The sequence below is a fragment of the Cyanobium sp. BA20m-14 genome (assembly GCF_024346295.1).
The window spans coordinates 1-7,701 of the sequence record NZ_JAGQCR010000155.1 but is presented as its reverse complement, the minus strand read 5'-3'; the positions used below and the strand labels follow the sequence as shown (position 1 = coordinate 7,701).

The window sequence follows — 7,701 nt, the reverse complement described above, 5'->3', positions numbered from 1 at the left end:
CAGGGCGTGCTGCAGCAGCAGCTCGGGGGGAATCTCCACCGGCTCCACCTGGCTGTAGTGCTCCTCCACCACCCGCTGCAGGATGCGGCCGGGCTCCAGGGGCTGGCCATCGGCGCCGACCGCATCGGCGGTGAAGCCGAGCCGGCCCACCAGCTTGCCGGCCCGCATCTGGAACAACTGGACCGCCGCCACCCGATCATCGGCGGCTAAGGCGACCACATCACGGCTCACCGAGCTGTCACCGAGGCTCATTTTCTGATCAGCGGTGAGGGTGTCGATGCCCTGCAGCTGATCGCGCACCCCAGCGGCACTCTCAAAGTCGAGGCGCTCGGCATACTTGCCCATCTGCTCGTTCAGCAGCTCGAGCAGCTCCTCGTTGCGCCCTTGAAACACCATCGCTACCTGACGCAGGGTGTGGTGGTAGGCCTCGGAGCTGATCTTTTCCTGGCAGACGCCTGGGCAGCGGCCGATGTCGTAGTTGAGGCAGGTGCGCTCCCTGTAAAGCGGCTGGGGCCGCTGGCGCAGCGGAAAAACCCGCTTCACCAGGGTGAGGGTGCGGCGCAACAGCCCCACATCCACATAGGGTCCGTAGAAGCGATCCAGGGGTGAGCGAAACCGCCGGCGGCGGGTGATGAAGATGCGCGGATAGGCCTCACTCCAAGTAATACACAGATAGGGATATTTTTTGTCGTCCTTCAGCAGCACATTGAAGTGCGGCTGGTTCTGCTTGATCAGGTTGGATTCGAGCGCCAGGGCCTCGGCTTCGCTATCGGTGACGATGAATTCGATCTCGCACACCTGGCGCACCATCAGGGAGATGCGCGGGCTGTGGCCATGGCCGCTGCCGCTTTGGAAATAGCTGCGCACCCTGGGGCGCAGCAGCTTGGCCTTGCCGATGTAGAGGATGCGGTCCTCACTGTCCCGCAGCAGGTAGCAGCCCGGCTCAGAGGGCACCTCGCCTAGCCGAGCCTTGAGCCGTTCCGGTTGTTGCAGCAGGGGCAGTGCCAACTCAGCCGCCGTACTGCCAGCCCGTAGTGCCCAGCTCGAGGGCGGGGCCATCCCCATGCAGGGTGGCGGTTTTTACCTCACCGACAAAGACGGTGTGGTCTCCATGGGCGACCTGGCCTACGAGCTCGCATTCCACGGCGCCTATCGCGTCGGTGAGGATCGGCAGACCCAGGGCCCCCAGGCTGAACGGTGCGGCATCGAAGCGCCCACCCACCCCCTTTTGGGGCTTGAAAAAGACGGCGGCCAGGTCTTTTTGATCTGCCTTGAGCACATTGAGGCAAAATTTGCCAGTTCGCTGGATCATGCCGTTGCTGGTGCTGTCTGCCCGTACGGCCATCACCACCAGGGGCGGTTCAAAGCTCCCCTGGGTGACCCAGCTGGCGGTGAACCCGTTCACCTCATCGCCCTCGGCGACGCCACAGATGAACACGCCATGGGGGATCTTGCGCAGCAGGGTCTTTTTGGCTTCGGCGTTAAGAGTGGCGTTCTGGGCCATGGTGGCAGGGGCACCCTGGGGCGCGGGAAACTCAGATAACTCTAGAAATGCAGCAGCCCCCAACCGACCTTTCCCATGCGCGCCCTCTATCCAGGCAGTTTTGACCCGCTCACCTTGGGGCATCTCGACCTGATTGAACGGGCCGCCCGGCTGTTTGAGGGCCTCACCGTCGCGGTTCTGCAGAACCCCAGCAAGCAACCCGCCTTCAGCCTGGAGCAGAGGTTGGAGCAGATCCGCCTCGCTACGGGCCACCTGCCCCACGTCCAAGTGGGCAGTTTTGATGGCTTGACCGTGGATTGCGCCGTGCGCAGCGGCTCCGAGGTAATTCTGCGGGGGCTGCGGGCCCTGAGCGACTTCGAATTCGAGTTGCAGATTGCCCACACAAACAAGAGCCTGGCTCCCCTGGTGGAAACCCTCTTTCTGGCTACAGCCGTGCAGCACAGCTTTCTGAGCAGTTCGGTGGTGAAGGAAGTCGCCCGTTTCGGCGGCGATGTGCGTCACATGGTGCCCGCGGGAGTGGCGGAAGACCTTGCCAGGCTTTTTAATCGGGCAACCGCCTAAACCTCCCCATGGCCGAGGCCACCATCACCGCCTTCGATCAGCTCGACCAACTCGAAGAGATAGTGCTGGAAGGCAGCCGGATCCCCTTCAGCGGCGGTCGGCTGGTGAACGAACAGGATGCCATCGAGGTTCTCGACAGCCTGCGCGAGTCCCTGCCGGTCCAACTGGCCCAGGCCGTGGAGCTGATCCGTCAGCGCGAGGAATTTATCAACCAGGCCCGCCAGCAGGGCGAGGAGATCATCGCCTCGGGGAAACGGGAAAGGGAGCAGCTGATCAACAGTGCCTCCATCCGCCAGGAAGCCGAACGCCATGTGGCGGAATTGAGAGAGCAGGCCCGGCAGCAGTGCGAACAGCTGATGCTGCAGGCACGCAATCAGGTTGCCCAGACAGAGCAGGAGCACCAGGCCCGCATGGCCCAGATGGAGCAGCAGTTTGCCTCCCGCCGCCAGCAGCTGGAGCAGGAAAGCGCTGAACGCAACCGCCAGTTTCTGGAGCAGCATGAGCGCAACCGTCAGCAGGCGATGGGGGAGCTGGAGCAGATCCGGCAGGAGGGGGTACGGGTCCAACGGGATAGCCAGGCCGAGGCTGAGCGGTTGCAAAACGACGCCCTGCAATTCCGCCAACAGACCCAGCAGCAGTGCGACGCCCTCCTGGCCCGCAGCCGTCAGGAAGCCGGCGCCACCGAGGAGGGTGCCAATCGCTACGCCGAACAGGTGCTGGGCGAACTGGAAGGCCGCCTCAAGGAACTGAGCCAGGTGGTGCTCGGAGGCCGCAGGGAGCTGGTCCGGCTCCAGTCCCCTGAAACGATCACCCCTCCCCCCGCCGCCGATCTGACGGTCAGCCGTAGGCGTCGCCTGGCTAAAGGGGTCAAGCAGATGGCCGGCTAAAATAGCCGATTAAGATGAGCAGAGCCTGGTGTTCTGTGCCTCGCGCAGAACCAGCCCGATGGTCTCGTTGGGGGAGCTTGCCCCGTTGCTGATTGCACTGACATAACGGGGCCCATCGTTTGTGACAAGTACGCCACTGATGGCCCGGACCCCAGTGATGGTGCCGGTTTTACCAAAAAACTTGCCCTGCAGCGGGGTGCCTACGTACAGGTTGCGCAGGGTGCCGCGTTGCCCTGCCACCGCCATCGAGGCCAGGTAATTTCGGCCGTAGGGATGCTGGTCCATCCGCAGGAGTAGGGCCGCCAGGAAGCGACTGGTGAGGCGATTGGCCCGATCCAGGCCACTGCCATCCACCACCCGCACACCCTGCATTGGCAAACCTTGCTGGGTTAGCCAGAGGGTTTCTCGTTGGGCTGCCTGGCCCAGATCCCAGCTACCCGCACCCTGCCGCAGCAGCACCTCGGCCGTGAAATTATGGCTTTCCGTGTTGGCCAGGCTGAGCAGATTGTGCATCGGTGCCGAGTTTTCCTGGTGCATCAAAACCGCATCGGCAGGCATGGGCGCCCGGGCTGAAATCAGCGATACCTGCACCTTGGCCCCCTGCTGCAACATCGTTTTTTTCAACAGGTTCTGGAGCCGGGAGGGGGGATTCATCACCGCCTCGTGAATGGCATTAGAGGTGAGCGCGAGCCGGGTGATCGGCGCGCCATAGGCGTAGTAACGATCATCGGGATGCCAACCCTGGGGCCACCAGGCCTGGCGCGGTTCCTCGGCGATCTGCAGTTTCAGCAGCTTTGGCAGCTGGCCGCTGTCACCACCGGAGCCCAGCGCCAGCTTGGCGAAGCGCTGCAACTGGGGTAGGGCGAGGTCGGGGTCGCCCTCGCCGGTAAGCCGGAAACTGCCATCACTGAGCCGCCACAACTGGGTGCTGAGGCGATAGTCGGTGCCGAGCCTGTCGAGGGCATAGGCCGTGCTCACCAACTTTTGGTTGGAGGCAGGGATCCGGGGCCGGCTGCCATTGAGGTCGGCCAGGAGCCGCCCCTGGGAATCGGCAATGGTGATGCTCCAGACAGAGGTTTGGCCGCCAACCGTTGCCAGCAGCCGTTGTTGCAACGCGGGGCAGCTCAACTGGCTCTGCAGCTGGGGCAGACCAATCGGCGGTGGCGCTGCCGGCATGGTGGCCAGGGTCGCCGGCCCCTGCTGGGCAATGACGGCGGCAGGCAGCAGGGTTGCTGCTGGCAGAAGCAGCGCGGCAAGGAACCGGCCAGGCTTCGGATAGGCCATCTCAGTTGGCTCCAATCTCAAGGCCGCTCACCGTGCCACCGAGCCGGTATTGCTGCCCCTCGATCTCCACCGGAGTACCGATTTTTAGATTCTGATTTCCAAACACAACGCCGCCGCCGCTCTTGCGGCCCTGGCCCTCGAGCACAAAGCGGGCATCCAGATTGCCCAGCCTGGCCTGGTTTGGATCGGTGGCTGTCACCACACTGCCGTTGGGTTGGACTGCCACCAGCAGCCGTTGCAGGGGCTGAACCTGCTTGACCACCACCGAGCCGTGGGGCTGGTTGCGGATCACGATGGCGACCTTCCCCTCGCTTTTGGCAGCCTCAATCAGGGCGCTCGGATTGGCCACGGGCACCCCGCGCACATCCACAAACACCGTGACCGGAGTCAGGGCACCTGTGGCCTTAGCCAGGGCGCCGCTGAGTTTGGGACTCCAGATCACCCCGACGGCGGCGAGGACTACGGCGGCGGCGGCAGCTGCATCCACCAGGCTCCAGGAGCGGCCGCTGGGGGCGGAAGGCAGGTCACTTTTGGCGGCCATCGGGCTCAGCGGCGTTCGAGGCAGTGTAAGGAGGTCGGCGTGAGCCCACTTACTTAGTTACGCAGCCCTTCGATGAAGGCGTCGATCACCCTGAGGTTGGCGCCCAGGCCCAGGCCTGCCTCCCCTGCCAGGGCCAGGGCCTGTTCTTCCAGATCGGGTTTCTGCTCAAAGCTGGCCACCGCGCGATAGCCATCTGGATCCGAGCGGTAGAGCTGCCATTGTTCTGGGAAGGCACGGCGCAGGGCGCCATCGGCTGTAGGGATCAGGGCGTAGGCCGTTTGCAGCTCGTGCAAAAAGCCCTTACGGCGTTCCCTGGCAACGCTACCGATGCCGATAGCCCCATCTTCGAGGCTGGCATTCAGCAATACGACGCTTCCCCGGTGGAGGGCGCAGACCTGCTCCACCTCGTCATAGTCCGAGGGCGCTGGTCCAACTAGCACCAGCACGCCATCACTGCCACCATCGGCTTGCTGCAGACGCATCTGGTCTCTGAGGCTGGCAATGCTGGCGGCAAGGGCTGGAGAGTCGCGCTTGGCCAGGGCCGTGGCACCGGCATCGGCGCAGAGCAGCTTTGCGCCAGGCAGCACGGCTGTGAGTGCCCCATGCAGCCTTAGGGCCAGGGGGAGCAGCCGCAAGCCCTCAAACCGCAGTTCCACGGTCCATAGCCCCCTTTGGCCTGACTCCAGGGCAGCCTGGATGGCCCCAAGGGCTTCAGCCTCGGCACTGCGCAGATCGGCGGGGAGCATCAAGTCCAGGGTTTTCATATGACCCTAGGGGGGCTGGGTTGGCGGGCCCGTTCCAGGGCCGCCCCCACCCCGGCCAAATCCGAACCCCGGTGCCAGGGCCCCAGGCTGAATCGCAGGCCGCTGGCCGCAACCTCACTGGTGTACCCCATGGCCAGCAGGATTGGGCTCGGTGTCTGGCCAGCAGAGCCCCCAGCCTGACCACTGCTGCAGGCGGAACCGCTACTTACAGCATAGCCCTGCTGCCAGAGGTTGCGCACCAGCCGACGGCCTGAGAGGGGCTGGCCACCCGGGCCTGCCAGCAAGAGGCTGAGGTGGTGGGGCAGGCGCTCAGGGGCCTCCAGATCGCGGGGATCGGGCCCCGAGAGCCTGACGCCCTCCAGCTGCAGCAACTGCTCCAGCAGGGCATTGCGCAGGGGCCCCACCGGATCGCTGCCCCCATGGGCAACCAATCGGTCCGTACAGAGTTCCATGGCCCTGGCCAGGCCCGCCACCAGGGCCACGGGCTCCGTCCCTCCCCGCCGTCCCGCCTCCTGCCCGCCGCCGCCGATAAGGGGGCTGAGCTGGAGGTCAGGGCGCTGCAGCAGGGCGCCAATCCCCCTGGGTCCCTGCAGCTTGTGGCCGGCCAGGCTGAGCAGATCGACCGGCAAGGCGTTGAAGTTGAGCTGTTGGTGGCCAATCACCTGCACCGCATCGACGTGAAGCAGCACACCGGCCGCCCTGCATTTGCTGCCAATGGCTTGCAGGGGCTGGATTGTGCCCACTTCGCTCTGGCCCCAGATCAGAGAAACCAACCGCGTGGGCGGCACCAGCAATTGCTCGAGCAGTTCCTGATCCACCAGCCCGAGCCCATCGACCGGCAACCGTTCAACCTGCCAGCCGCGGCTTTGCAGTTGTTTAGCTGCAGCCAGGGTGGCTGGGTGTTCCACCGCGGAGATCAACAGGCGACTTGCAGGCAAAGCGGTTGCCACCCCCAGCAGGGCGGTGTGAATTGATTCGCTGCCGCCCGAGGTGAACAACACCTGGTGGCTGGCGCAGCCCAGCAGTTCCCCTATCCGTTGGCGGGAGCGTTCGAGCTGTTCGGCGGCAGCCAGACCAAACCCATGCAGGCTCGAAGGGTTGGCCCAGGCCCCGGCATGGACCGCCGCCATGGCCTCAAGCACTTCAGGTGCCGGCGGTGTGGTGGCACAGGCATCCAGATAGTTCGCCCAGCAGCTAGGCACCGCCCTAGTCAAAATTGTGCTGGCCCCCTGGCGACCCGGGCCCCTTGGCGATCCTGGCCCGGATGCGGGATTCGAGCGAGTTGCTTGCCAGCGCCACCAGGTCGTCTAGGGAATTGGCCTCGAGCATTGCCTGCACCTTCGCCCGGGCATCCGCCGATGCACAGGCCTCAGGTTGGATACACCCTTGGACGCAGGCGCTGGCGCAGTCGACCCCGGCTGCCTTTGGACTGGGCTCCCCATGGCTGCTGCCCCACAGTTCGGGGGTGACCACCCCGTCAAAGACGGCCAGTGCCGGGCCGGTCATGAACAGATGGTCCGTCTGGCCATCCCACTCAATTTCGAGGCTGCCCCCGGGCAGGTCGAGCCTGGCGATCCGGTCGGCTAGGCCGAAGCGATGGGCCACTACCAAGGTGGCGCAGGCGCCAGTGCCACAGGCCAGGGTCGGGCCCGCACCCCGCTCCCAGACCCGCATGACCAGATGGCTGGGGCTGAGCACCTGGACAAAATGAACATTGGTTCGGGCCGGAAAGGCCGGATGCAGCTCGAGGGCGGCGCCGAACCGCTCGAGGTCAATGGCGGCCACATCCGCAACGGGAACCACCACATGGGGATTGCCCATGCCGACGGAGCCAACTTCAAATTGGCTGCCAGCTATCTCTAGGCACCCCTGGGCGACCCCAGCTGGGCCCAGCTCCAGGGTTGTGGGGATGGCGGCAGGTTCCAGGAAGGGAACTCCCATGTCCACCCGGATGGTGCCGTCCTGACGGAGCTCAGGAACAATCCTTCCTGCCAGGGTCTCGATCTGCCAGCGGCGTCCGGCAGGGTCGCCATCGCTGTCGGCCAGGAACCTGGCCAGGCAGCGGATGCCGTTGCCGCACATTTCGGGCTCGCTGCCATCGGCATTGAAAATCCGCATTCTCAACTCCCCCTCGCCCCGGGCAGGCAGGGCCAGGATCAC

The 7,701-nt window shown here is 64.9% G+C and carries 9 protein-coding genes; 2 read left to right on the top strand and 7 right to left on the bottom strand.

The window, feature by feature from the left end:
* Both uvrC and KBZ07_RS13350 read right to left on the bottom strand, forming a co-directional pair.
* Window positions 1-1,059, bottom strand: a 1,059-nt coding sequence (uvrC, locus tag KBZ07_RS13355; RefSeq protein ID WP_254932071.1) for an excinuclease ABC subunit UvrC, incomplete at its 3' end; no start/stop codon positions are given.
* Window positions 1,010-1,504: a flavin reductase family protein gene (locus tag KBZ07_RS13350; protein WP_197148863.1), complete on the bottom strand. Its 495-nt coding sequence runs from the start codon at window positions 1,502-1,504 to the stop codon at window positions 1,010-1,012. The genes KBZ07_RS13350 and uvrC, both read right to left, overlap by 50 nt.
* Window positions 1,505-1,579: 75 nt before the next feature.
* Between KBZ07_RS13350 and coaD the strand changes: the two genes are divergently transcribed.
* Both coaD and KBZ07_RS13340 read left to right on the top strand, forming a co-directional pair.
* Window positions 1,580-2,065, top strand: coding sequence for a pantetheine-phosphate adenylyltransferase (gene coaD, locus KBZ07_RS13345; RefSeq protein WP_254932070.1), 486 nt, complete (start codon window positions 1,580-1,582; stop codon window positions 2,063-2,065).
* Between the two features lie 8 nt (window positions 2,066-2,073).
* On the top strand, window positions 2,074-2,952 hold the full coding sequence (locus KBZ07_RS13340; protein ID WP_254932069.1) for a hypothetical protein: 879 nt from the start codon (window positions 2,074-2,076) through the stop codon (window positions 2,950-2,952).
* 9 nt (window positions 2,953-2,961) lie between these two features.
* On the opposite strand, the gene dacB is transcribed toward KBZ07_RS13340, so the two are convergent.
* The 5 genes from dacB to dapF form a co-directional block, all read right to left on the bottom strand.
* Entirely contained in the window at window positions 2,962-4,236 is a 1,275-nt protein-coding gene (dacB, locus tag KBZ07_RS13335) for a D-alanyl-D-alanine carboxypeptidase/D-alanyl-D-alanine-endopeptidase (RefSeq protein ID WP_254932068.1), read from the bottom strand.
* A gap of 1 nt (window position 4,237) precedes the next feature.
* Window positions 4,238-4,777, bottom strand: a complete 540-nt coding sequence (locus tag KBZ07_RS13330; RefSeq protein ID WP_254932067.1) for a DUF4330 domain-containing protein — start codon at window positions 4,775-4,777, stop codon at window positions 4,238-4,240.
* Between the two features lie 53 nt (window positions 4,778-4,830).
* Window positions 4,831-5,541, bottom strand: coding sequence for a DUF1995 family protein (locus tag KBZ07_RS13325; protein WP_254932066.1), 711 nt, complete (start codon window positions 5,539-5,541; stop codon window positions 4,831-4,833).
* Window positions 5,538-6,743: a cysteine desulfurase family protein gene (locus KBZ07_RS13320; protein WP_254932065.1), complete on the bottom strand. Its 1,206-nt coding sequence runs from the start codon at window positions 6,741-6,743 to the stop codon at window positions 5,538-5,540. The genes KBZ07_RS13325 and KBZ07_RS13320 overlap by 4 nt, the downstream gene beginning before the upstream one ends.
* A gap of 4 nt (window positions 6,744-6,747) precedes the next feature.
* Window positions 6,748-7,701 (bottom strand): diaminopimelate epimerase (gene dapF, locus KBZ07_RS13315; RefSeq protein WP_254932064.1); only part of this gene is annotated, 954 nt, incomplete at its 5' end.